Origin of the sequence: Variovorax sp. W1I1, assembly GCF_030815625.1 — a bacterium.
Lineage (GTDB): Bacteria > Pseudomonadota > Gammaproteobacteria > Burkholderiales > Burkholderiaceae_C > Variovorax > Variovorax paradoxus_C.
Map to the genome: position 1 here is coordinate 1088158 of NZ_JAUSWZ010000001.1, position 21918 is coordinate 1110075.

General features: G+C 66.1%; 20 protein-coding genes. 9 read left to right on the top strand and 11 right to left on the bottom strand.

All coding sequences use genetic code 11. The annotated features are described in order from the left end of the window. The 3 genes from QFZ83_RS05195 to QFZ83_RS05205 all read right to left on the bottom strand — a co-directional run bounded on the left by QFZ83_RS05195 (position 1) and on the right by QFZ83_RS05205 (position 3767). A complete protein-coding gene (locus QFZ83_RS05195) occupies positions 1–1599 on the bottom strand; it encodes an ABC transporter substrate-binding protein (RefSeq protein ID WP_306880586.1) in 1599 nt (532 codons plus the stop codon). A 228-nt stretch (positions 1600–1827) separates the two neighbouring features. Next, on the bottom strand, positions 1828–3240 hold the full coding sequence (locus tag QFZ83_RS05200) for an FAD-binding oxidoreductase (protein ID WP_306880873.1): 1413 nt from the start codon (positions 3238–3240) through the stop codon (positions 1828–1830). Between the two features lie 113 nt (positions 3241–3353). Continuing rightward, positions 3354–3767 carry a nuclear transport factor 2 family protein gene (locus tag QFZ83_RS05205; RefSeq protein ID WP_306880585.1) on the bottom strand — a complete coding sequence of 138 codons (414 nt, stop codon included), beginning with the start codon at positions 3765–3767 and terminating at the stop codon, positions 3354–3356. Between the two features lie 153 nt (positions 3768–3920). Between QFZ83_RS05205 and QFZ83_RS05210 the strand changes: the two genes are divergently transcribed. The 4 genes from QFZ83_RS05210 to QFZ83_RS05225 all read left to right on the top strand — a co-directional run bounded on the left by QFZ83_RS05210 (position 3921) and on the right by QFZ83_RS05225 (position 8934). Beyond that, entirely contained in the window at positions 3921–5459 is a 1539-nt protein-coding gene (locus tag QFZ83_RS05210; protein WP_307503417.1) for a PLP-dependent aminotransferase family protein, read from the top strand. A 774-nt stretch (positions 5460–6233) separates the two neighbouring features. Beyond that, positions 6234–7244 (top strand): taurine ABC transporter substrate-binding protein, encoded by a 1011-nt coding sequence (gene tauA / locus QFZ83_RS05215; protein WP_306883249.1) that lies wholly within the window; start codon positions 6234–6236, stop codon positions 7242–7244. Positions 7245–7262: 18 nt separating this feature from the next. Further along, positions 7263–8051, top strand: a complete 789-nt coding sequence (locus tag QFZ83_RS05220; protein WP_307503419.1) for a taurine ABC transporter ATP-binding protein — start codon at positions 7263–7265, stop codon at positions 8049–8051. Then, positions 8044–8934 (top strand): ABC transporter permease subunit, encoded by an 891-nt coding sequence (locus QFZ83_RS05225; protein ID WP_307503421.1) that lies wholly within the window; start codon positions 8044–8046, stop codon positions 8932–8934. The genes QFZ83_RS05220 and QFZ83_RS05225 overlap by 8 nt, the downstream gene beginning before the upstream one ends. Here the strand turns inward: QFZ83_RS05225 and QFZ83_RS05230 are convergent. From QFZ83_RS05230 to QFZ83_RS05245, 4 genes are all read right to left on the bottom strand, one after another. Then, a complete protein-coding gene (locus tag QFZ83_RS05230; RefSeq protein ID WP_307503424.1) occupies positions 8852–9871 on the bottom strand; it encodes a LysR family transcriptional regulator in 1020 nt (339 codons plus the stop codon). The genes QFZ83_RS05225 and QFZ83_RS05230 overlap by 83 nt on opposite strands. Before the next feature lie 52 nt (positions 9872–9923). Further along, complete coding sequence (locus QFZ83_RS05235; protein WP_013542807.1) at positions 9924–10247, bottom strand: DNA-binding transcriptional regulator; 324 nt, start codon at positions 10245–10247, stop codon at positions 9924–9926. Next, positions 10231–10608, bottom strand: coding sequence for a type II toxin-antitoxin system RelE/ParE family toxin (locus tag QFZ83_RS05240; protein WP_307503426.1), 378 nt, complete (start codon positions 10606–10608; stop codon positions 10231–10233). The genes QFZ83_RS05235 and QFZ83_RS05240 overlap by 17 nt, the downstream gene beginning before the upstream one ends. Positions 10609–10714: 106 nt before the next feature. Continuing rightward, entirely contained in the window at positions 10715–12256 is a 1542-nt protein-coding gene (locus tag QFZ83_RS05245) for a cryptochrome/photolyase family protein (protein ID WP_307503428.1), read from the bottom strand. A gap of 364 nt (positions 12257–12620) precedes the next feature. Here QFZ83_RS05245 and QFZ83_RS05250 point away from each other — a divergent pair, with 364 nt between their 5' ends. From QFZ83_RS05250 to QFZ83_RS05265, 4 genes are all read left to right on the top strand, one after another. Next, positions 12621–12935, top strand: a complete 315-nt coding sequence (locus tag QFZ83_RS05250) for a hypothetical protein (protein ID WP_307503432.1) — start codon at positions 12621–12623, stop codon at positions 12933–12935. A gap of 174 nt (positions 12936–13109) precedes the next feature. After that, on the top strand, positions 13110–14153 hold the full coding sequence (locus QFZ83_RS05255) for a cyclopropane-fatty-acyl-phospholipid synthase family protein (RefSeq protein WP_307503433.1): 1044 nt from the start codon (positions 13110–13112) through the stop codon (positions 14151–14153). Further along, positions 14150–14956 carry a DUF1295 domain-containing protein gene (locus tag QFZ83_RS05260; RefSeq protein WP_307503436.1) on the top strand — a complete coding sequence of 269 codons (807 nt, stop codon included), beginning with the start codon at positions 14150–14152 and terminating at the stop codon, positions 14954–14956. Before QFZ83_RS05255 ends, QFZ83_RS05260 begins: the two co-directional genes overlap by 4 nt. Beyond that, a complete protein-coding gene (locus tag QFZ83_RS05265) occupies positions 14953–15588 on the top strand; it encodes a DUF6134 family protein (protein WP_307503439.1) in 636 nt (211 codons plus the stop codon). Before QFZ83_RS05260 ends, QFZ83_RS05265 begins: the two co-directional genes overlap by 4 nt. A gap of 9 nt (positions 15589–15597) precedes the next feature. Here QFZ83_RS05265 and QFZ83_RS05270 read toward each other — a convergent pair whose 3' ends face one another. Both QFZ83_RS05270 and QFZ83_RS05275 read right to left on the bottom strand, forming a co-directional pair. Beyond that, positions 15598–16929, bottom strand: coding sequence for an MFS transporter (locus QFZ83_RS05270; protein ID WP_013542800.1), 1332 nt, complete (start codon positions 16927–16929; stop codon positions 15598–15600). Positions 16930–16983: 54 nt separating this feature from the next. Beyond that, a complete protein-coding gene (locus QFZ83_RS05275) occupies positions 16984–18609 on the bottom strand; it encodes a GMC family oxidoreductase (RefSeq protein WP_307503443.1) in 1626 nt (541 codons plus the stop codon). A gap of 117 nt (positions 18610–18726) precedes the next feature. Between QFZ83_RS05275 and QFZ83_RS05280 the strand changes: the two genes are divergently transcribed. Continuing rightward, positions 18727–19542 carry an IclR family transcriptional regulator gene (locus tag QFZ83_RS05280; RefSeq protein ID WP_307503446.1) on the top strand — a complete coding sequence of 272 codons (816 nt, stop codon included), beginning with the start codon at positions 18727–18729 and terminating at the stop codon, positions 19540–19542. 150 nt (positions 19543–19692) lie between these two features. Here the strand turns inward: QFZ83_RS05280 and QFZ83_RS05285 are convergent, their stop codons facing one another. Beyond that, positions 19693–20733: a DNA methyltransferase gene (locus QFZ83_RS05285; RefSeq protein WP_307503449.1), complete on the bottom strand. Its 1041-nt coding sequence runs from the start codon at positions 20731–20733 to the stop codon at positions 19693–19695. After that, positions 20726–21871, bottom strand: a complete 1146-nt coding sequence (locus QFZ83_RS05290) for a hypothetical protein (RefSeq protein ID WP_307503452.1) — start codon at positions 21869–21871, stop codon at positions 20726–20728. Before QFZ83_RS05290 ends, QFZ83_RS05285 begins: the two co-directional genes overlap by 8 nt. Between the last annotated feature and the right edge of the window lie 47 nt (positions 21872–21918).

Genomic DNA, 21918 nt, shown 5'->3' on the forward strand with positions numbered 1-21918 from the left:
CTACTTGAAGTAGACCTCGTCCATCGGCGAGAGTGGCCCCCAGATGGTGGCGGGCACGTTGCCCAGCTTCTTGCTCGCGATGGTGTGGTAGGGCACCTGGTTGATGAACTCGATCGGCAGGTCGTCCGTCACGATCTTCTGGAAGGTCGCGTAGTAGGCCTTGCGCTGGGTCGCGTCGATCAGCCCGCCCGCGGTGTTGAGCAGCTCGTCGACCTTCGGGTTGGCATACGACTGCGTGTTGGTCCACACGATCGGCTTGATGTTGGTCGACAGGTACGTGCGGTGCACGCCGATGATCGGGTCGCCCCAGTTGAACACCAGGTCCATCGACATGTCGAAGTCATGCGAGGCCAGGCGCTTGGCCCACGCCGGAAAGTCGGCCGAGGCACGCACCTCCACCGTGATGCCCACCTTCTTGAGCTGGCCGCGGATGTATTCGGCCACGTTCTTCTGCTGATCGTCCGCGCCCGGCAGGTAGTCGATGGTGAGCTTGAAGCGCTCGCCGTTCGCGCCGGCCTTGTAGCCGGCCGCATCGAGCATCTCGCCGGCCTTCTTCAGGTCGAGCGGATAGCGCACCAGGTCGTTCACCGCGAAGGGGCTCGCGGCCACCAGCGGGCCGTCGGAGACGGTCGCGAAGCCGCCCATGAGCGCCTTGGCGATGAAGTTCTTGTCGATGGCCGTGGCGATGGCCTTGCGCACCTGCACGTCAGAGAGCGGCTTCTTCGCGGTGTTGAAGGCCAGCCAGTTGAGCGCGCCGATGCCGTCGTAGCCCTTGGGGGTGAGCGATACCTTCGGGTCGGTCGCCATGCGGCGCAGGTCGGTGGGCAGCGTGGCAAAGGGCAGCATCTGGATGTCGCCGCGCTCCATGCCGAGCATGAGGCTCGCCATGTCGGGCGTGACGTTGACGATCACCTTGTCCAGGTAGGGCTTGCCGGCCAGGAAGAACTTGTCGAAGCGCTCCAGCACGATGCGCTGCGCGGGCTTGAACTCGGTCACGCGGAACGGGCCCGAGCCCACCACGTCGGTCGTGTTGCGCGGATGGTTCTTCAGGTCCTGCCCGTCGCCGTAGATGTGCTTGGGAAGAATGGGGCACAGCGCCGGCGACATCGCCAGCACGATGGCCGGGTGCGGCACGCTCATGCGGATGATGGCCGTCTGCGCATCGGGCGTCTCCACCTTCTCGACCGGGCCGAGCATGGTGGTGAACGGATGGTTCGCCTTGATGGCCATCACCGAGAACGCCACGTCGGCCGAGGTGACCGGCTTGCCGTCATGGAACACCGCGTCCTTGCGCAGCTTGAGCGTGAGCGACTTGCCATCGTCGGCGAGCTTCCACGATTCGGCCAGGTACGGCTGCGGGTTCCACTTGTCGTCGAAGCGCAGCGGGCTTGCGAAGATCTGCGTGGAGGGCATAGCGGTCGCAATGCCCGACTGCACCGCGCCGTTCAGGTGCCGCGGCGTCTGCGTGCTGCCGATCACCAGCGTGCCGCCGCGCTTGGGTTCGTCGGCGGCCGATGCGGGCAGCGGGAGCAGCGTGCTCGCGGCCACCGAGGCGGCCGAGAGCAGGGTGGCACGGCGCGTGAAACGGGGAAGGGACATGGCGGGACCTCAGGAAGTTCGACACAGGCAACAGGCTTCGGCCGCTTGGGCCTTGGCGTCGAAGATAGGCGCTGGCCGCGCAGGGACGAAGAGCCAATTGCGCGCGACTCGCAGGGCCAGAAGCCACGGGTTTGCCCCGTTGTGCACCAGCGGCATGCGCCACTTCGGTGAATGCGCGCGGGCGGTGCGCGGCTCGGCGCTCCTTGATTGCTTGCTTGTCTACTTTTCCTACTTCTCGTCGCGCAGCCAATACCACTTGTAGAGCGCGCGCTGCCCGATGCGCCGGAATGGCGCGAACGCGCGCGACTCCACCAGCCCCATCACGTTCGGGAACGGCAGCGGCGAGTGGTAGATCGGGAGCTCGAACACGTCCTGCCCCGCATCCTTGCCCGCCACGCGCTCGGCGAGCCGCTTGCCCGCCCATGTCGAGAACGACACGCCGTTGCCGCCGTAGCCCACGGCGTACCAGATCTTCTTGGCCGCATCGGGCTGCGTGATGCGCGGCATCATGTCGTGGCTCATGTCGACCCAGCCCCACCACGAGTAGTCGATGCGGATGTCGGTGAGCGGCGGAAACTTGCGGGCGATCGCGTCGGTCAAGAGCTTCAGGTGCACCGGGTCTTCGGCATCCGCGCCGCTCACCGCGCTGCGGCTGCCGATCTGCAGCCGGTTGCCCTTGAGCAGCCGGTAGTAGAAGCGCAGCGTGCGCGTGTCGGTCAAAAAGGTGTGCGACTTGAAGTTGGTCGCGGCCAGTTCCGCATCGGAGAGCGGCCGCGTCACCACCGAGTTCGAGAGGATCGGCATGATCCGGTTCTTCAGCATCGGGCTCAGCGCCTGCCCCGTGTAGCCACCCGTGCACACCGCCACGCGGCGCGCGCGCACCGTGCCGGCCGGCGTGCGCAGGTGGTGCACGCCGTCGATGGTGTGCCAGCCCTGCACCGGGCTCGAGGTGTGCACCGTCACGCCCAGCGCGCGCGCCCGGCGCATCAGCCCGAAGGTGAACTTCAGCGGATGGATGCCCACGCCCTCGGCCTCGAACATCGCGCCCTTGGCCTCGCGCTCGTCGCAGTAGTCGCGCCGCAGTTCCTCGGTGCCCATCATGCGGGTCGCGTAGCCGAAGGTCTCGCGCATCAGGCGGGCCTCGGCTTCCAGGCCGACCAGCTTCTCGGGCCGGTGCGCGAGGTAAAGATGGCCGCCATCGAAGGCATCGCAATCGATCTGCGTCGTGAGGTGGCGGAAGTTCTCGAAACCCTTGCGGATTTCGGCATCGAGCTTCTTCGCGGTGTCCAGGCCCCAGCGTTCGATCCACTGTGAGCGCTTGAGGCGCCCGCTCGCGTTCTGCCCCTGTCCGCCGCTGCGACTGGAGCACCCCCACGCGGCCTGGTTGGCTTCGAGCACCGTCGCCTTGATGCCGTGTTCCTCCGCGAGGTACAGCGCCGTCGCCATGCCCGTGGCGCCCGAGCCGATGATGGCCACGTCCACATCGATGTCCTGCAGCAAGGGGCCGTCGTCTTCGGGCGGCGTGCCCGCGCTCGCCACCCACCAGGTGGGCGCGTACGCGCGGCCCGCGCCGGGGTCGGGCGCGAGCAGCGGGTCGTATTGCGGGTCGTAGGGGCGAAACGGGTCTTGCGGTGGTTGCATGGGGGCGGCGCCGTCGATGGTCGCGGCGCTGGCGTCACTGGTGAATCGGGTGGTCCCTGCTGCGATGGTCATGAGAGGGCTCCAGGTGAGGAAGGCGGGTCGCTGCCGGCCAGCTACTTCGCTGCCGGCAGGTTCGGCCGGGCCTTGCGGAACACGTTCTTCAGGTGGATCTTTCCGTCCCTGAAGGTGAAGACGTCGATGCCGTCCGTTTCGATGCGGCTGCCGTCGGCGGCGGTGCCGGTGAAGGTCCATTGCGAAGTGCCGAAGTCGCCGTGCACGAAGTGCTGGCCGTTGATCCACTGCGCATCCGGCACCGCCTGCCAGGCGCCCGCGAAGGCCTTGCGCACCGCCTCTGTGCCGACATGCCGGGCGCCGCAGGCATCGGGGCCAGCAGCGGTCTGGAAGATGCAGTCCGGCGTCATGAAGCTCATCAGCGCGTCGATGTCGTGGCGGTTCCAGGCGTCGCTGAAGGCGGCGAGGGTGTCGGTGGTCACTGAGGAAGAAGAGGAAGAGGGCTGGGCGGTCACGCGGGAACTCCGGAGCGGAAATGAATGGCACAAGCGTAGGCAGCCGGGTGGCGGCGCGATAGGGCCAGATGGGGTGATTCGACCGAGCCAGAGCGCCATCGGGCATTGCCGGGGCACCACGAAGGGGGTGCCTGTCCTAAACTGCGGCGCACCATGCCCTCGAACCCGCGATCCACCCAGTGGGCGCAGCTTTTTGCGCTGCCCGACCAACCGGCGCTGCCGCTGCAGGCGCGTTTGCGAACCGCCGTGGTGCAGGCGATCCTCGAAGAGCACCTTGCGCCCGGCGCGCCGCTGCCGTCATCGCGCGAACTGGCGGCGCTGCTCGGGTTGAGCCGCAACACGGTGACCTCGGCGTACCTGCAACTGATCGACGAAGGCTTTCTGGAAGCGCGCCCGCGCAGCGGCGTGTTCGTGGCGCACAACGCGCGCCCGCTTTCCGCCGTGCATGCCGAGCCGCTGGTCGGCCGCAGCGGGCAGGCGAGCCAGCCACCCGACTGGTCGGGCCGCGTGCTGCGCTCGCTGGTCGACAAGCCCACGCTCTCCAAGCCGGACAGGTGGCGCGACTACCCGTATCCGTTCGTCTACGGCAACTACGACCCGCAGTTATTTCCGACCGAAGACTTTCGCGAATGCTGCGCGCGCAGCCTGGCGCGTTCGCAGTTGCCGCACTGGACGCCCGATTTCGAAACCGACGATGTGCCCGACCTCATCGAGCAGATCCGCACGCGCTTGTTGCCCAAGCGCGGCGTGTTCGCGCTGAAGGAGGAGATTCTCGTCACCATGGGTGCGCAGCACGCGTACTACCTGCTGGCCGAGGCTCTGTTCGACGAGCAGACGCGCGTCGGCCTCGAAGAGCCCGGCCACCCGCATGCGCGCAACAGCTTTTCGCTGCGGCAGCCGAAGTGGGTGGAAGTGGATGTCGATGAAGACGGGCTCGTGGTCGATGCACTGCCCGCGGCCGATTACCTGTTCGTCACGCCCTCGCACCAGAGCCCGACGACTGCGACGCTGAGCCTGGAGCGGCGGCAGTGGCTGCTGCGCAAAGCCGAGCTGCAGGACTTCGTGATCATCGAGGACGACTACGAGGCGGAGAACCTGTACGAAGGCGCGCCGATGCCTGCGTTGAAGAGTCTCGACAAGACGGGGCGGGTGATTTACGTGGGGTCTGTGTCGAAGAGCTTGTCGCCTGCTTTGCGGCTGGGGTTCATCGTGGCGCCTCGGGCATTGATCAAGGAACTGCGCGTTATTCGGCATGCGATGGTTCGGCATCCGAGTGCGTTCTTGCAGCACGCGTATGCGCTGTTTCTTTCGCTGGGGCATCACGAGTCGCATGCGCGGCGGGTGAATCATGCAATGCAGGAGCGGCTGGCGATGGCGGCGCAGGCGCTGCGGGATCATTTGCCGGATTTCGAGTTCCGTCTGCCTTCTGGGGGAGCGTCCATTTGGGTTCAGGCGCCTACCTGGGTGGATGCGACGGAGCTGTCTCTTATGGCTCGGAGCCATGGGGTGCTGATCGAGGCTGGTGATGTGTTCTTTGCACGGCCGCCGTATCCGTGTCCGTTCTTTCGGCTACGGCTTTCGTCAATTGCTGCTTCACAAATTCCGGCTGGTATCCGTGCGCTAGGGATGGCGGTTGAGGAGCTGGCTTTGGCGCGCGGCGAGAAGAGAACCGCTGGATTTCGTACGCATTGATCTAGTTTTCTTTCCGAGGCCGGGTCTCGCCCCGGCAGGCGACTTACTTTCTTTTGCTTCGCCAAAAGAACGTAAGCAAAGAAAAGGCGACCCCACTGTCTGCGACCCCTGCGCTTCGCTACGGGGCAACCTGCGGTGCTCGCGGTTCGCGGGGTCTCGCAGAACTCGCCTTCGGCTCAAACAGCTGCGAGCCCTGATCCGCGAACCGCTGCGCTCCTCGGCGCAGCCAGAGGGGCTTGGGCACCGAACGGGCCATTGCTTCGCTCGGCCCGAGGGGCAGACACGCTTTGCGTGTCTGCCTTGCATTGGCTGTTGATATTGCCTTGCCGAGCGCAGCGATGGCGTGTTGGTCCCCAAAGCCCTTCTGTATGCGCCGAGGAGCGGAGCGTTTCGCGGATCAGGGCTCGCCCTTGTTTGAGCGAAGCGAGTTTGGGCGAGACCCCGCGAAACGTGAGCACCGCAGGTTGCCCGAAGCGAAGCGTAGGGACGCAGACAGCAGGGTCGCCTTTCTTTTGCCTACCTTTCTTTGGCGAAGCAAAGAAAAGTAGGTCGCCCGCCGGGGCGAGACCCGGCCTCGGAAAGCAAAAGAAAGCAAGTAACTCAAAGCCCAGGCAGCGCCGCGGGGCCAGCAAGAACGCCCCGTCTGAGTGCCATATGCACCACAACAAGGGTATTCACGGACAAGCTGGCTCCATCCCCCCAACCTCGCTGGTACTTCCTGGCCGCACGCGTTAAGTGCAAAGTCGCTCCGATTCACTCAATTGGAGAAACCCGATGACCACGTCCCGCCGTCTCCCCCTCCAACTCGCCATCCTGGCCGCCACCCTCACGCTCTGCGGCATCTCCTCCGCACAGCAAGCCAAGGAGGTCACCTTCGCCCACCAGGACATGCTCGTCCCCCTGCGCCTGGTCATGGAATCCGGCGAGGTCGAAAAAGCCACCGGCTACAAGATCAACTGGCGCATGTTCTCCGGCGGCGGCGACGTCATCCGCGCGATGGCTTCAGGCGACGTGCAGATGGGCGAGACCGGCTCCAGCCCGCTCACCGCTGCGGCCAGCCAGGGCCAGGACATCAAGCTCTTCTGGATCTCGGCGGACATCGCCAACGCCGAGGCGCTCATCGCCCGCAACGCGTCGGGCATCAACAGCATGAAGGACCTCGCCGGCAAGAAGGTGGCCACGCCCTTCGTCTCGACCGCGCACTACCAGCTCATGGCCGGCATGAAGATGGACGGCGTCGACCCGAAGAGCGTCAACGTGATGAACATGCGCCCACCCGAGATCGCCGCCGCATGGGAGCGCGGCGACATCGACGCCACCTTCATCTGGGACCCGGTGCTCTCCAAGATCAAGGGTACGGGCAAGACCATCGCCACATCGGGCAGCATCGGCAAGCGCGGCGCACCGACCTTCGAAGGCATCGTCGTCAACGCCAAATGGGCCGCGGCCAACGAGCCTTTCATGATCGCGTTCGTCAAAGCGCTGAACCGTGCGAACGAAGAGTACAAGGCCACCGGCAAGAGCTGGACGCCCGATTCGCCGCAGACCAAGGCGATGGCCAAGTGGACAAAGGCCGACCCGAAGGACGTGGGCGCGGCCATGTCGCTCTACACCTTCCCGACCATGGCCGAGCAGGTCTCGCCCACGTGGCTGGGCGGCGGCGCGGCCAAGGCGATGGCGGGCACGGCGGCCTTCTTGAAGGAACAGGGCCGCGTGCAGGAAGTCAAACCCGACTACGGCGCCTATGTGACCACCGTGTACGTCGACAAGGCGATGGGCAAGTAAGAGCGGGGCGCACATCCGATGCCCACGCTCGACATCCGCGACCTCACGGTCAACTACGCCGTCAAGGGCGGCACGCTGCAGGCGCTGGCGCCCGTCAACCTCACGATGCACGACGGCGATTTCGTCGTCGCGCTCGGTGCTTCGGGCTGCGGCAAGACGACGTTGCTCAACAGCATCGCGGGCTTCCTGCCGCCATCGACCGGCGAGATTCTTCTGGATGGCAAACCCGTCGTCGGCCCCGGTGCGGACCGCGGCGTGGTGTTCCAGAAACACGCGCTCATGCCCTGGCTCAATGTGCGCGACAACGTGGCGCTGGGCCTGCGCCTGGCCGGCGTTGGCAAGGCCGAGCGCGATCGCATCGCCGAAGACAAGCTCGCGCTCGTCGGCCTGCAGCAGTACGCGGATCGCGCGGTGTACGAACTCTCGGGCGGCATGCAGCAGCGCGTGGGCATTGCGCGCGCGCTGGCCAGCGACCCGGCCGTGCTGCTGATGGACGAACCTATGGGCGCACTCGATGCGTTCACGCGCGAGCAGGTGCAGGAGATCCTTCTCAAGGCCTGGTCCAAGTCGAACAAGATGGTGTTCTTCATCACCCACTCGGTGGAAGAGGCGCTGTTCCTCGCGACGCGCCTCATCGTGATGAGCCCGAGCCCGGGGCGCATTTCGCACGTTTATGACAACGTGCCGTTCTCGCGCCAGTACCTCTCGCACGGCGATTCGCGCAAGGTGAAGTCGGAGCCCGAATTCATCCGCATGCGCGAAGAGGTCTTGTCGATCATTCACCATCGCGAGGCTGCCCATGCCTGAGGTCACCATCGCATCGCCCAGTGTTGTTGCCGTCATGACGCCGCCATCGAAACCCGCCGCAACGCCGCCACCCGCCCCGGGCGCCAAGCTCAAGACCAGCGCCTTCAAGGTGCCGGGCGAGGGCTCCAGCGTCGTCATCAGCGTGGTCACCGTGGTGTCGCTGGTCGCGCTGTGGTTCATCGTGACCAACATGGGCTGGGTCAAGCCGCTCTTCCTGCCGACGCCGCAGGCGGTGTTTCAGCAGTTCTACGAATACCTCACGGGCCAGGCCAACGACAAGCCGCTGTGGCAGCACTTCCTCGCGAGCATGTTCCGCGTGTTCTCGGCTTTCTTCCTTGCGTGCGCCACCGCCATTCCGGTCGGCATCGCGATGGGCATGAGCCGCTTCTGGCGCGGCATCTTCGATCCGCCGTTGGAGTTCTATCGGCCGCTGCCGCCGCTCGCATACCTGCCGCTCATCATCATCTGGTTCGGCATCGACGAACTGCCCAAGGTGCTGCTGATCTTCTTGAGCTGCTTCGCGCCGCTGGCCCTGGCCGCGCGCTCGGGCATGCGCAGCGCATCACAAGAGCAGATCAACGCCGCGTACTCCATGGGTGCGAGCTACATGCAGGTGATCCGCCACGTCATATTGCCCTCGGCGCTGCCCGACATCCTCGTGGGCATGCGCATCGCCATCGGCTTCGGCTGGACCACGCTGGTGGCCGCCGAGATGGTCGCGGCCAACATGGGCCTCGGTCAGATGGTGCTGAACGCGTCGAACTTCCTGCGCACCGACATCGTCATCATGGGCATCATCGTCATTGGCGTGGTGGCGTATCTGTTCGACCTGCTGATGCGGTGGCTCGAGCGACGCCTAGTGCCCTGGAAAGGGCGCATGTAACAGGGGGCGAGACCGGTGACGCCGGCGGCGATGCCGGCATCGTGGGCGGGTCGCCCAGCGGCTCCATCGACTTCTCCAGGAAGTCGAGCATCGCCCGCATCGCCGCGCTGTTGTGGCGGCGCTGCGAGTACGCCGCATACAGCCAGTGGTCGCGCGGCATGTGCTCGCGCAGCACCGGCACCAGCGCACCGCGCTCCAGGTGCGATTGCGCCAGCGGCTCCGGCACATAGGCCACGCCAACGCCGCGCAGCGCCAGCTCGATGAGCGCCATCGCGTCGTTGGCCTCCATGCGGCTGTGAACCGCCACCTCGTGCGGCCTGCCGTCGGTCTCGAAGGGCAGGTGCGTGGTCGGCATCGACGCATAGCTCAGGATGTCGTGGCGGCCCACGTCCTCGGGCACCTGCGGAATGCCGCGCCGCGCCCAATAGGCCGGCGAGGCGCACACCACCATGTCGTACTGCACCAGCCGGCGCACGATCAGGTTCATGTCGTCGATGCGTCCACCCGTCAGGTGGATGTCGATGCCTTCCTCGATCAGGTCGATGTCGCGGTTGGTGAACACCAGGCTCACGTACACGTCGGGATAGAGGTTGATGAACGCGGCCATCACATCCGAGAGCCAACCCGCGATCATCCCGTTCGGCGCGCTCATGCGGAGGCGACCCCTGGGGTGCGAGCCGTGCGCCTGCAGGTCGTTGAGCGTGTTCTCGGCCATCGCGACCAGTTCGGTGCTGCGGTCCAGCAGCACCTGCCCGGCATCGGTGAGGCTCAGCGAGCGGGTGGAGCGATTGAGCAGGCGCACGCCGCTGCGCGTTTCGAGTTCGGCCACATAGCGGCTGACCGTGGCCTTGGACATGCCGAGCGAATCGGCGGCGCGGGAGAAGCTGCGGCGGAAGGCAACTTCGCGGAAGGTTTTGATGAGGTCGAGGCCGTCCATGGTGGGCGATCGTTTCAGCTTCGAACTCGATGCATCGGGCCGCAGGGCACCCTCATGCCAGCACCTTCAGTCCGTGCTTCTCGACCACGGCCAGCAGCTTGAGCGCCATGCCGCTGGGCCGCTTGGTGCCGGCCTCCCACTTCTGCACCGTCGATTCGCTGGTGTTCAGATAGCGCGCGAACACCGGCTGGCTCACATGCGCGGCTTCGCGGATGTGCTTGATCTGCTGGGGCTCGAGCACCGGCGGAGCGACGAGGCAGCTTTCATCGAACTGGCGCATGGTGGCCTTGTCGATCGCGCCGATCTTTCGAAGGGCGCTCGCCGAGGTATGGATGGCTTCGAAGGCATCGCTCTTGAACTTAGGCCGTGTCGTCATGGCATATCTCCACAAAATGTTTGGCGCGCACCAGTTGCGCGATCTGCAGGTCCGTGAGCCCGGCATAGCTTTTGGCCAGCAGGCGGAACGCAACCAGTTCGTCGGGCTCGATGTTGTCGCGGTCTTTCTTGGCGAACAGGTACTCGTAGACCCAGTAGCGCCCGCCCTTGGCGAGCACGATGGAACGATGCATGTTGTCGTTCAACCGCTTCTTGAACACGCCGCCGCCCAGATCATCGGCCTGTCCGGCCATCGCCTGGGCGATGGCCTCGCACAGGTCCACGTCACTGATTCGCGCCTTCTTTGCATCCCTGCTGAACCTGGAGGTCTTGAAGACCCGTGTTTTTCTTCTGGAAGGCATGCAAAAAGTGTATCACCCAGTGCTACTTCGAGGCCCGCATTGCCTTTCGACCCCACAGCTTTCGGGGGTTGCCGAAGGGAATCTCCAGTTGGCTTCGAGGTGAGCTCTACAGCAACTGCGGCCGCTCACGCATTTGCCGCGCCGTGCGCCGTATGTCCGCAAGCTCGTCGGTGCCGAATTGCCGAAGGTTGTGCGTCATCACCGTCGTGCGCGGGTTGTTCTCGAGCATGCGCGCATGCCGCGCCACGAAGTCCCAGTACATCACCGTCATCGGGCAGGCGCCTTCGCCGCTGCGGGTGCCCGGCTTGTAGCGGCAGCCGTCGCAGTAGTTGCTCATTCGGCGGATGTAGGCGCCGCCGGCGGCATAGGGCTTGGTCACGAAGCGTGCGCCATCGGCGTAGAGCGACATGCCCACCGTGTTCGGCAGCTCGACCCACTCCACCGCATCGACATACACCGACAGGTACCACGCATGCACCTGCGCCGGCGCCACGCCGAAGGTGAGCGCGAAGTTGCCCGTGACCATCAGCCGCTGGATGTGGTGCGCATGGCCGCGTTGCAAGGTCTGGCCGATCGCCTGCTTCATGCAGTTCATGCCGACGTCGCCCGTCCAGTACCAGCCGGGCAGGTCTTCGTGGTGATCCAGTGCGTTGGCGCCGGCCAGTTGCGGCATGCGCCACCAATACACGCCGCGCATGAACTCGCGCCATCCGAGGATCTGGCGCACGAACCCTTCGACCGATTCCAGCGGCGCCGCACCCGCACGCCACTGCGTGACGGCCGCATCGATCACCTCGCGCGGATCGAGCAGCTTGAGGTTGAGCGACGACGACAGGAGCCCGTGATACAGCACCGGCTCGTCGGTCCACATCGCGTCCTGGAAGCGTCCGAAGTCCTGCAGCCTGTGGGCCATGAAGTCGTTCATGGCGACGAGCGCCTGCTCGCGCGTGACCGGCCAGTCGAACTGCGCGGCGCTGCCGTAGTGGCCAGCGAAGTGCGTTTCGACATCGGCCAGCACCTCGCGCGTGATCGCGTCGGGCGCGAACGAGGGCGGCGGCGGCAGCATGCCCGGCCCGTTGCGGCCGAACGCGTTGCGGTTGTCGTGGTCGAAGTTCCACTGCCCGCCCTCGGGCTGGCCGCGCGCATCGAGCAGCACCTCGTGCTTGAGCCGCATGCGGCGGTAGAAGTCTTCCATCACGAGGCGGCGTTTTCCGTGCGCGTGCTCCGTGAACTCGGCACGCGAGGCCATGAAGTGCAGGTCGTCGCGAACCACCAGCCGCACCTGCGCGGCTTGGCACACCTTTGCGATCGTTTGTTCGAGACGCCATTCGCCCGCCTCGATCATCACGACCGCTTGGGGGCGATGGTGCGACAGCGCGTACGTCAACGCGGCCTCGATCGATGTGAAAGCGTGCGCGCCCAGCTTCAGGTAGTCGATGGGCATGCCGCGTGCGGTGATCGCCTCTGCAAAGTGGCGCATCGCAGACAGGAAGAGGGCCGTGCGCATCTGCGTGCTCGGCACATGCTCGGACTCCTCGCGCACCTCCGCCATCCACACGCGGTCTTGCGCGGCGTCGAAGCCATCGAATGCCACGCTGGAGAGGCTCAATTGGTCGCCCAGGACCACGACTAGGTTGCGAACAGGCACGTTTCGATGAAGAGGTGAGGGGTGGGTGGGAAGTGCTTGCAGGGTCAGGCGATTGCCCGTCTTGCGGTGTCAGCGCGGGGCTGATCTTGTTGTGGTGCGTGGCTATACTGCGCCGGTCACGTCAAAAACAGGCGTGACCGGGATTGGCGTCCCGAGTAACTGCTGCGACGAAAGCCGCAGATTTTCTCCGCAGAGACCTGCGGCTTTTTTCGTTCGTGCCTCCAGTTTTGGCGGCTCGAGCAGGGAGCCGCAAGGCTCGCCGGTTTGCGCAAGCAGTTCCCGGTACGCCAACCTGTTCGAGCTGCCGCCCTCAATTGGCGTTGGGTGCGGCGGTTTACCAAACCGAACTGCTTGGAGGCCACTGATGGCTCACTCTCCCTCGTCCCCCGAATCTTCTGAAATCCCCGGCGCAGGATTGCTCGCGCTGCGGGCTTGCGATGACATCGACAGTCTTCGTGTTGTGCAGCGCGCCTATGCGTGCCTTGAGAAACTCATCGGGCCGCAGCATGCGAGCGACACGGAAGAATTCGGCCCGGATCGCACGGAACTCTGCGCGCTGGTGGGGCTTGTCAACGAGGCTTTGGAACGGAGTATCGGAGCCACGGATATCACAGTGCAGTCGCTGCGCGCTGCCTTGGACGGAGGCGCCGCGCCAGCGACGAGCAAGCGGCCCGTCTGAGAGCCAAGAACCGTATCTTCGTACCGCGAGGGCCGCTTATCGCTATCTGGAAAGCCGATGGGGGGTTCCGGCCTCGCGGCCAGGGGAACGGGGATCAAAAAAATCCAGGCTCATCCAAACTGGCTTCAGCTGCGTACAGCTCCCAACGGCACGCTTGCCTTCGAGGAGAACCCTATGCCCCAAGACCTCACCTCCGCCCTCCACTGGGTAGAAAAAGGCCTCATTCCTGACCCTTTCGTCCGCCGAGGCATCCGCCGCCTCCTCAAGGACCGCCTGACTGAGCTGCAAGCCGGCAACCCCCTGGCCATCGCCGACCTCACCCAAGCCTTCCTCACCCAGATGCGCTCCGCCCACCTGGCTCCGCTCCCGGAGAAGGCCAACGAGCAGCACTACGAAGTCCCCGCCGCCTTCTTCGGCGAGGTTCTGGGAAACCACCGCAAATACAGCAGCTGCTACTGGCCCGAAGGCACCCACACCCTCGAGCAAGCCGAATCCGCCGCCCTCACCGCCACCTGCGAACGCGCCGGCATCGTCGATGGCCAGGACGTCATGGAACTGGGCTGCGGCTGGGGCTCCCTCACCCTCTGGATGGCGGCGAACTACCCGAACAGCCGCATCACGGCCCTCTCCAACTCCAACTCCCAGCGCGAATACATCGAGGCCCAGGCCACCCAACGCGGCCTCGCCAACGTCCGCGTGCTGACCCGCGACATCAACGCTTTCGACACCGAAGAGCGCTTCGACCGCATCGTCTCCGTCGAGATGTTCGAGCATCTGCGCAATTGGCCGCAGGCCTTTGCCAACGTCGCGCGCTGGCTCAAGCCGGAGGGCCGCTTCTTCATGCACGTCTTCGCGCACCGCGAGGCGCCGTATCCGTTCGAGGTGCGCGATGCGAGCGACTGGATGAGCAAGTACTTCTTCTCCGGCGGCATGATGCCCAGCGACGATCTCGCGCTGCACTGCCAGGACGACCTGCGCCTCTTGCGCCGCTGGCGCTGGGAGGGGAGCCACTACCAACGAACGGCCGAGGCGTGGCTGCGCAACATGGACGCGCGGCGCGAGCAACTGCGCCCGCTGTTCCAGGCCACCTACGGCGCCGAGGCCAATGTGTGGTGGACGCGCTGGCGGCTGTTCTTCATGTCGGTGGCGGAGCTGTTCGGCTTCGATGGCGGACAGCGTTGGTGGGTGAGCCACTACCTCTTCGAGCGCCGCGCATGACGACAGGGGGAACAACAGGCATCGCATTCGCCGGATTGGCATGGGCCGCGCTGGTCGTGCTGCTCACCTGGCTCGCCAGCCTCGCGCGCCATGACGTGAGCCTGGTCGACCGCGTGTGGTCCGTCTGCATCGTGGGCGCGGGGCTCGTCTACTTCGCGCTGTTGCCGGGCCACACGGCGCGCGGCCTGTGCATGGCGGTGCTGGGCGCGGCATGGGCGGTGCGGCTTTGCCTCTACATCACCTGGCGCAACTGGGGGCACGGCGAAGACCGCCGCTACCAGGCGATGCGCGCGCGCAACCAGCCGGGCTTCGCGCTCAAGAGCCTGTACATCGTGTTCGCGCTGCAGGCGGTGCTCGCGTGGATCGTCTCCGCGCCGTTCCTGCCGGGTATGGCGGCGGTGCAGCCGATGGGGTGGATCGACATCGCCGGCATCGCGCTCTCGCTGTTCGGCCTTTTCTTCGAGGCCATCGGCGATGCGCAGATGGCGCGCTTCAAGGCCGACCGCGCGAACGAAGGCAAGGTGATGGACCGCGGCCTCTGGCGCTACACGCGCCACCCCAACTACTTCGGCGAGGCCTGCGTCTGGTGGGGGCTGTGGCTCATCGCCATCGGCGGCGCGGGCTGGAGCGGCGCGTGGACCGTCGTCTCGCCGCTGCTCATGACCTGGCTGCTGCTGAAGGTCTCCGGCGTGCGCATGCTCGAAGAAGACATCGGCGAGCGCCGCCCCGCTTATCGCGACTACATCGCACGCACCAACGCCTTCGTGCCCGGGCCTGTGCGCAACCACCGGAATCGCTCATGAGACAAACGCTCTTCGTGCTGGTCGCCCTGTGGTGCGGCGCCGCTTCGGCCGCCGGCCCCGCCAGCGGCGAATGGAATTTCCGCGTGCTGCTCGACGACTCTCCCATCGGCGAACACCGATTCGTACTGGCGCCGAACGGCGAAGAGCGCAAGCTGACCAGCGAGGCGCAGTTCGCGGTCAAGCTGCTGGGCGTCACGGTCTATCGCTACCGGCATTCGGCGACCGAGCAATGGCGCGGCGATTGCCTGCGCCAGCTCGCATCGAAGACCGACGACGACGGCACGCCAGAGAAGGTGGATGCAAGCGCGACCGGCGACAACGCGCTCACGGTGACCACGGCCAAGGGCACGCAATCGGTCGACGGCTGCGTGATGAGCTTCGCCTACTGGAACCCCGCCATCCGCAAGCAGGAACGCCTGCTCAATTCGCAAAGCGGCAAGCTCGAAGCGGTGCAGGTGAGCCGCACCGGCAGCGGCACGGTGGAGGTGCGCGGCCAGCAGGTCGCGGCCACGCGCTGGCGCATCGCGACGCCGGCGCAGCCGATCGACATCTGGTACTCGGCCGAGGGCGAGTGGATCGGCCTGGACTCGACGGTGAGCGGCGGCCGCAAGCTCAGCTACCGGCTGAAGTAGAGCGCCGCCTCAGCGCGAAGCGGTGACAACGGGCGCATCCGCCGTATCGACCGCATCCGCCGGCGATGGGCTGCGCCCGATCATCCACGCACACAGCGCCGACACCACGCCCGCGAACAGCACGTACATGCAGATCTGCCACGGCTCGCCGCCACCCGATTTGAGCAGCGCGGTCGCGATGATCGGCGTGATGCCCGAGGCGAAGATGCCCGAGAACTGGTAGACGAAGCTGATGCCCGTGTAGCGCACCTTCGCATCGAACAGGTCGCAGAAAAGGGCGGCTTCGGGCCCGTACACCGAGGCATACAGGATGCCGAAGGGCACGATGATCGCGAGCCACACCAGCAGCACGTTGCCCCCGCTGTGCGTCATGAGCCAGAAGCCCGGAAATGCCGACACCGCGGTGATGAGCGACCCCCACATGTAGACCTTGCCGCGTCCCACCTTGTCGGACATGCGGCCGAAGAAGGGGATGAAGAAGATCATCACCACCGCCGCCGCCATCACGCCCAGCAGCGCGTCGGTGCGGCTGATCTTGATGGTGCTGGTGAGATAGTTGATCGAGAACACGCCGAAGATGTTGAAGAACACGCCGTCGATGTAGCGCGCGCCCATGCCCTTCAACACATTGCCCGGGTAGCGGCGCAGCATGTCCATGAACGGAATGCGCAGCTCGGCGTTGCGCGCCTTCACCGCCGCGAACTCGGGCGTTTCCTGCACATGCAGGCGGATGTACATGCCCACCAGCACCATCACGCCGGAAATCAGGAACGCGATGCGCCAGCCCCACGACATGAACTGCTCGTCGGTGAGCAGCGACGACAGCAGCGCCACCACGCCCGAGGCGAGGCAGAGGCCAATGGCCAGTCCGATCTGCGGCAGCGATGCATAGAAGCCGCGCTTGTCCTTCGGCGCGTATTCATACGCCATGAGCACCGCGCCGCCCCATTCGCCACCAAGGCCGATGCCCTGTGCCACGCGAAGCAGCAGCAACAGCACGGGCGCCGCGATGCCGATCTGCGCATAGGTGGGCACGAGGCCGATGAGGAAGGTGGCCACGCCCATGATCATCAGCGTGATGATGAGCATGCTCTTGCGGCCGATCTTGTCGCCGAAGTGGCCGAAGATCACGCCGCCCAAGGGCCGCGTGACGAAGCCCACCGCGAAGGTCGTGTAGGCCAGCAGGACCGACACCACCGGGTCGCTGCCCGGAAAGTACAGCTTGCTGAACACGATGCCGGCCACCACGCCGTACAAAAAGAAGTCGTACCACTCGATGGTGGCGCCCACCAGGGCGGAGATGACCACCCTGCGAATCGCTTTCTCGTCGGTTGCGCTCATGTGTTTGTCTCCAATGCGTTGTTGTATTGCGGCGGCCTCTTCGGGCCTTTGATATCAGGAACCCTTGGCGTCCTCTCTGATCATGTCGACGGCCTTCTCGGCCATCATCACGGCGGGTGCGTTGGTGTTGCCGGACACCAGCGTCGGCATCGCCGAGCAATCGATGACGCGCAGGCCCGCGATGCCGTGCACGCGAAGGCGTGCATCGACGACGGCGAGCGCGTCGCTCCCCATGCGGCAGGTGCCGGTGGGATGGAAGATGGTGGCGCCGTTGTTGCGGCAGAACTCGAGCAGGTCTTCATCGCTCGCAGCCGTGGGGCCGGGCTTCACTTCGCGCTTCACGTAGGGACGCATCGCGGGCGCATCGGCAATGGCGCGCGCCGCCTTCACGCCGGCCACGGTGGTCGCGCGGTCGAGTTCGGTGGCCAGGTAGTTGGGCTGCATCTCGGGCGGCTCGGCCGCATCGAGCGAGCGGATGCGGATGTGCCCGCGCGACTCGGGCCGCAACTGGCACACCGACATCGTGAAGCCCGAGTACGGATGCACCTTGCCGCCGGCCATGTCGGCCGAAAGCGTGGCGACGTGGAACTGGATGTCGGGCGTGGCGGCCACGGGTTGGCCGTGTTCGTCCTTCAGCGCGCGCATGAAGCAGCCGCCCTGGTTGATGCCGACGGCCAGCGGGCCGGTGCGGTGCATCAGCCACTCCATGCCCATGCCGATCTGGCCGGACCAGGCGTTGAGCTGGTCGTTGGTGGTGATGGGTTTCGTGCACTCGTAGCCGAGGCGAATTTGCAGATGGTCTTGCAGGTTCTCGCCGACACCGGCAAGGTCATGCACGACCGGAACGCCCAGGCGATCGAGCAGCGCGCGCGGCCCGATGCCCGAGAGCTGCAGCAACTGCGGCGACTGGATCGAACCTGCCGAGAGCAACACTTCGGCGCGGCAGCGTGCGGTCTTCAATTCGCCGCCTTGCCGGTAGGTGATGCCGACGGCGCGGCGCCCTTCGAACACGAGCTTGCTCGCGAGCGCTTCCGTTTCGATGCGCAGGTTGGGGCGGTGCTTCGCGGGCGTGAGGTAAGCCTTGGCGGTGCTGCAGCGCCAGCCCTTGTAGGTCGTGAGCTGGTAGTAGCCCGCGCCTTCTTGCGCGGCGCCGTTGAAGTCCTCGGTGCGCGGCACGCCGGTCTGCCGCGCGCCGTCGATGAAGGCTTCGATGAGTTCGTGCTTCGCTGCGATGTCCGACACCTTGAGCGGCCCGTCGCCGCCGTGAAAGGCATCGCCGCCGCGCTGGTTGCCTTCGGACTTGATGAAGTAGGGCAGCACGTCGTCGTAGCCCCAGCCGGCGTTGCCGAGCGCGGCCCAGTGGTCGTAGTCCTCGCGCTGGCCGCGGATGTAGATGAGGCCGTTGATCGCGCTCGATCCGCCCAACGTCTTGCCGCGCGGCCAGTAGATGCGGCGGCCGTTCATGTTGGGGTCGGGGTCGGTCTCGAAGCGCCAGTTGTAGGTGGGGCTCCACATGGTCTTGCCGTAGCCGATGGGCAGATGAATCCAGAGCGACCGGTCGCGCGGCCCGGCTTCGAGCAGCAGCACGCGCGTGGCGGGGTCTTCGCTCAGCCGGCCGGCCAGCACGCAGCCGGCCGACCCGGCGCCGACGACGATGTAGTCGAACTCTTCATCACGCATGCTTGGCACCGCTTGGCATCACTTGGCATTCGGGGAGTGGAACAATCGCTTCCGATCCGCCGCATCCTAGGTTATTGTTTTTCGGAACGCAATGTTCCATTTTTAAGGTTTACCCGCATGCCACGAGCCGCGCGCGCGCCTGCTGAAGTGATTTCCGCCGTTCCTGACGCCCCTCTTGTCGAGGAGGCCGCCTCCGGTTCGTCCGCCGAGCGCAGCCTGCGCTTGCTGGCGCTGCTGGCCAACGAGGGCCGGGCGCTGACGCTGGCCGAACTGGCCGCGCAGCTCGGGCTGCCCAAGGGCACGGCGCACCGCATCTGCACGCAATTGCTGGCGACGGGGTTCCTGGCACGCGATGTGGACGAGCGCTCGTTCAGCGTCGGGCCCGCCTTGCGCAAACTGGCGTTCGACACGTTGAACCACGGCGTGGTGCGGGGGCTGCGGCACGAGGTGCTGTCCGAGCTCGTGCGACAGGTCGGCGAGACCTGCAATCTCACGACGCTCGACGGCGCGCAGGTGCTGTATCTGGACCGGGTCGAAGCGCAATGGCCGTTGCGGTTGACGCTCGATGTGGGCTCGCATGTGCCGCTGCATTGCACTGCGAGCGGCAAGCTTTTTCTGGCGCTGATGCCCAAGCATGCGCGCGATGTGTTGATCGACAGCCTGCCGCTGGTGCGCAAGACGGCCAACACGGTCACCAATGCCGATGCACTGCGCACCGAGTGCGATCAGATCGCCAGGCGTGGCTACTCGCGCGACCGTGAGGAGTTCATCGCGGGGCTGGTGGCGGTGGCTGTGCCGGTGCGCGATGCGGCGGGCGAAGTGCGCGCGGCGCTGGCGGTGCATGCGCCGACGGCGCGGATGTCGATGGAGGAGGCGGTCAAGCGCATCGATGCGTTGAAGGCGGCTGCGGAGAGGATGAGCAGCTTGCTCTGAGGTTCAGGGCGTGCGCACAGGCCACCGGGTACTCCCCTCCGCGAATGTCCCCCGGGGCTTCGCCCCTCCTCCTTGATTTCGCTGCGGGGAGCACCCGATGCCCTGCGCGCACAGGGCGCTGTCGTTGTGCCGGACGGTTGAGCGCGGCGCTCATTGTTCGTAGGAGATGTCCAGGCGGACCAATGCGCCTTTGCTGTCGATGCGGTCGGCGCGGAAGTAGTAGCGGTTGCGGTAGCTGTCGAGGTGAAGGGGCAGGTCGACAGGGTCGCCCCAGCTCGTGAGTGCGAAGCCTTGGTCGCGCAGATGTTGCAACAGGGCATTCAGGCGCTGCGGGTCTGGGTCTACGCGGATGTCGGCGTCTGCGGGCGGGGTGCCTTGCGGGGCTTGCAGCCATCGCGCGAAGCTGCCGAGCAGGGTGAAGGTGTGGCCCTGTGCGCGCAGGGTTTCGAGCAACGCGGCGGTGGCTTGCAGGTCGATGCGCTCGCGCTGTTTGCAAAAGACCAATGCGTATTCGTGGCGACGGTCGGTGCGCGCATCGGTGCTGGGCTCATCGCTTTCGTGTGGGTAGATGAGAACGCGCTCTTCCTCCATGACGAAGAGCGAACCCAGGATGCGCGCGAGGTCGAAGGCGAGGGGCAGCACGCGGTCGCCGAGGCGGATGTTCTGCACCATCGCAATACACGCGCCGCCCTCGCGCAGGCCCGCGCGGACGCGGTGGAACACGTTGCGAAGACCGTCGAGGTGTTGGGCGTAGCTCTGGCTGTCGTAGAGCTGCGAGGCCGCGGGCGCGCCAGTCCAACCGCAGCCGAAGTAGGGCACGTTGGCAAGGCAGAGGTCGAAAGGCGGGAGTGAGGCGTCGTCGAGCGCATCGCACGAGCCGTACAGGAGCGTTGTGCCCTGCGCGAGATCGTGGCGCGTCAGCCGCTCGCGGATGAGACCGATGCGGTCCGCATCGACCTCGCAGCCCGAAGCCAGCCGACCTTCGAGCCTTGCCGCCAGCAACGTCGTGCCGAAGCCTGCGAACGGATCGAACACCGTGTCGCCCGGCTGCGAGAACTGGCGCACGAAGGGCAGCATCTGCTCGACCCATCCGCAATCGCGCCCGCCCATCGGATCGCGTGCGCGCAGGTCGTCCGGCAGCCGGTAGCGCGGCGATTCGTGGTCGAGCATCAACCAGCTGTGGCTAGCCATGGGCGAGGGCCTGTTGTTCGGTGCGGGTGTCGAGCAGCACGTCATGCCCCGGCTCCCAGCCTGCGCAGAGTTGGCCGTCGGCAAAGTAGACGAGCTTGTAGATGTCGCCGGTCGCATGGCGTTCGTGCATGGCGCCGTAGTCGGCGCTTTCGAAGACGACGTTCAGTCCGCTGGCGGTGCGAAGGCGCAGGTTCCAGAAGTAGTAGCCCTCGGTGAGGGCGTCGAGTGTCCATCCGCGCGAGACGTCGGGGTTGTCGAGGCAGGCGGTCAGCAGGGCGTCCATGGACACGCGTTCCGCGCGCAGGTAGCGCGCGGTGGCGTTGTCGCGGTAGCCGTCGTCCAGGCGCGAGAACTCGCGGAAGACGACGGTGCCGGCGCCGCATTGCCGTGCCCACAAGAGGTACGCCGCCACGTCCTGCGGTTGCGCGACGCCGCCGCGCTGCAGGATGCACACGAGGCGCAGCGGAACCGCGTCGGCCAGTTGCAGCGCGGTGCGTTCGAACACCGCCTGATCGCCGATCGCCACCTCGGGGCGGAATCGCATGATGGCCTGGTTGGTCGCGCCGTCGTGGTGATGGCGGGACAGCTCCAGCCAGCTCAGGCCGAAGGCTTGCAGTGCGCGTCGCAGCGCCTCGCCTTGCGGCGCGGCGAAGCCGGCACCGTTGGTGTAGAGCACGCGATCTTCGATGAGCGGGCCGTCTTTTTCGCTCGCGGTGAGCGTGTGAAGTAGCTGAAGCATCCAGTCGGCGTCGTCGCTCGTCTCAAGTCCCGAGAGCGACCACGAGAGCGGCACGCCGCGCAGGGCCCGCAACGCGCGAGCGAGGCCGTCGAAGTAATCGGACGCGGGGCGCAGCCGTGAGGCCGGCGTTCCGCCATCGGTCTTGCGCAGGTTTTCCGAACAGAAGCTGCAGCGCGCCGAGCAGGGCCGTACCGACGCATACGGCGTGAAGGTGATCGGCTGTGCAAAGCGCCGCGCGACGCCGCCGATGGTGTGCGTGTGCCAGCGCGCGGCTTCATGCGCCAGCGGGGTGCGCCGGGTCACCTGGCTCACCGAGGCGCGCAGCCGTTCGAAGAGCGGGGAACCCGCGCTTCGTGGCAAGTCGGCAAGGGCAATTTCGACGGGAGGGGCGTGGTGCATCACGGGTGGTGGAGGGGGCGGAAATGGCTGCAGCCGCAACGATACGA

Coding starts and splice junctions, on each gene's coding strand:
- QFZ83_RS05195 (WP_306880586.1), bottom strand. CDS start 1,599: ATGTCCCTTCCCCGTTTCACGCGCCGTGCCACCCTGCTCTCGGCCGCC.
- QFZ83_RS05200 (WP_306880873.1), bottom strand. CDS start 3,240: ATGCAACCACCGCAAGACCCGTTTCGCCCCTACGACCCGCAATACGAC.
- QFZ83_RS05210 (WP_307503417.1), top strand. CDS start 3,921: ATGCCCTCGAACCCGCGATCCACCCAGTGGGCGCAGCTTTTTGCGCTG.
- tauA (WP_306883249.1), top strand. CDS start 6,234: ATGACCACGTCCCGCCGTCTCCCCCTCCAACTCGCCATCCTGGCCGCC.
- QFZ83_RS05220 (WP_307503419.1), top strand. CDS start 7,263: ATGCCCACGCTCGACATCCGCGACCTCACGGTCAACTACGCCGTCAAG.
- QFZ83_RS05225 (WP_307503421.1), top strand. CDS start 8,044: ATGCCTGAGGTCACCATCGCATCGCCCAGTGTTGTTGCCGTCATGACG.
- QFZ83_RS05230 (WP_307503424.1), bottom strand. CDS start 9,871: ATGGACGGCCTCGACCTCATCAAAACCTTCCGCGAAGTTGCCTTCCGC.
- QFZ83_RS05235 (WP_013542807.1), bottom strand. CDS start 10,247: ATGACGACACGGCCTAAGTTCAAGAGCGATGCCTTCGAAGCCATCCAT.
- QFZ83_RS05240 (WP_307503426.1), bottom strand. CDS start 10,608: ATGCCTTCCAGAAGAAAAACACGGGTCTTCAAGACCTCCAGGTTCAGC.
- QFZ83_RS05250 (WP_307503432.1), top strand. CDS start 12,621: ATGGCTCACTCTCCCTCGTCCCCCGAATCTTCTGAAATCCCCGGCGCA.
- QFZ83_RS05255 (WP_307503433.1), top strand. CDS start 13,110: ATGCCCCAAGACCTCACCTCCGCCCTCCACTGGGTAGAAAAAGGCCTC.
- QFZ83_RS05260 (WP_307503436.1), top strand. CDS start 14,150: ATGACGACAGGGGGAACAACAGGCATCGCATTCGCCGGATTGGCATGG.
- QFZ83_RS05265 (WP_307503439.1), top strand. CDS start 14,953: ATGAGACAAACGCTCTTCGTGCTGGTCGCCCTGTGGTGCGGCGCCGCT.
- QFZ83_RS05270 (WP_013542800.1), bottom strand. CDS start 16,929: ATGAGCGCAACCGACGAGAAAGCGATTCGCAGGGTGGTCATCTCCGCC.
- QFZ83_RS05275 (WP_307503443.1), bottom strand. CDS start 18,609: ATGCGTGATGAAGAGTTCGACTACATCGTCGTCGGCGCCGGGTCGGCC.
- QFZ83_RS05280 (WP_307503446.1), top strand. CDS start 18,727: ATGCCACGAGCCGCGCGCGCGCCTGCTGAAGTGATTTCCGCCGTTCCT.
- QFZ83_RS05285 (WP_307503449.1), bottom strand. CDS start 20,733: ATGGCTAGCCACAGCTGGTTGATGCTCGACCACGAATCGCCGCGCTAC.
- QFZ83_RS05290 (WP_307503452.1), bottom strand. CDS start 21,871: ATGCACCACGCCCCTCCCGTCGAAATTGCCCTTGCCGACTTGCCACGA.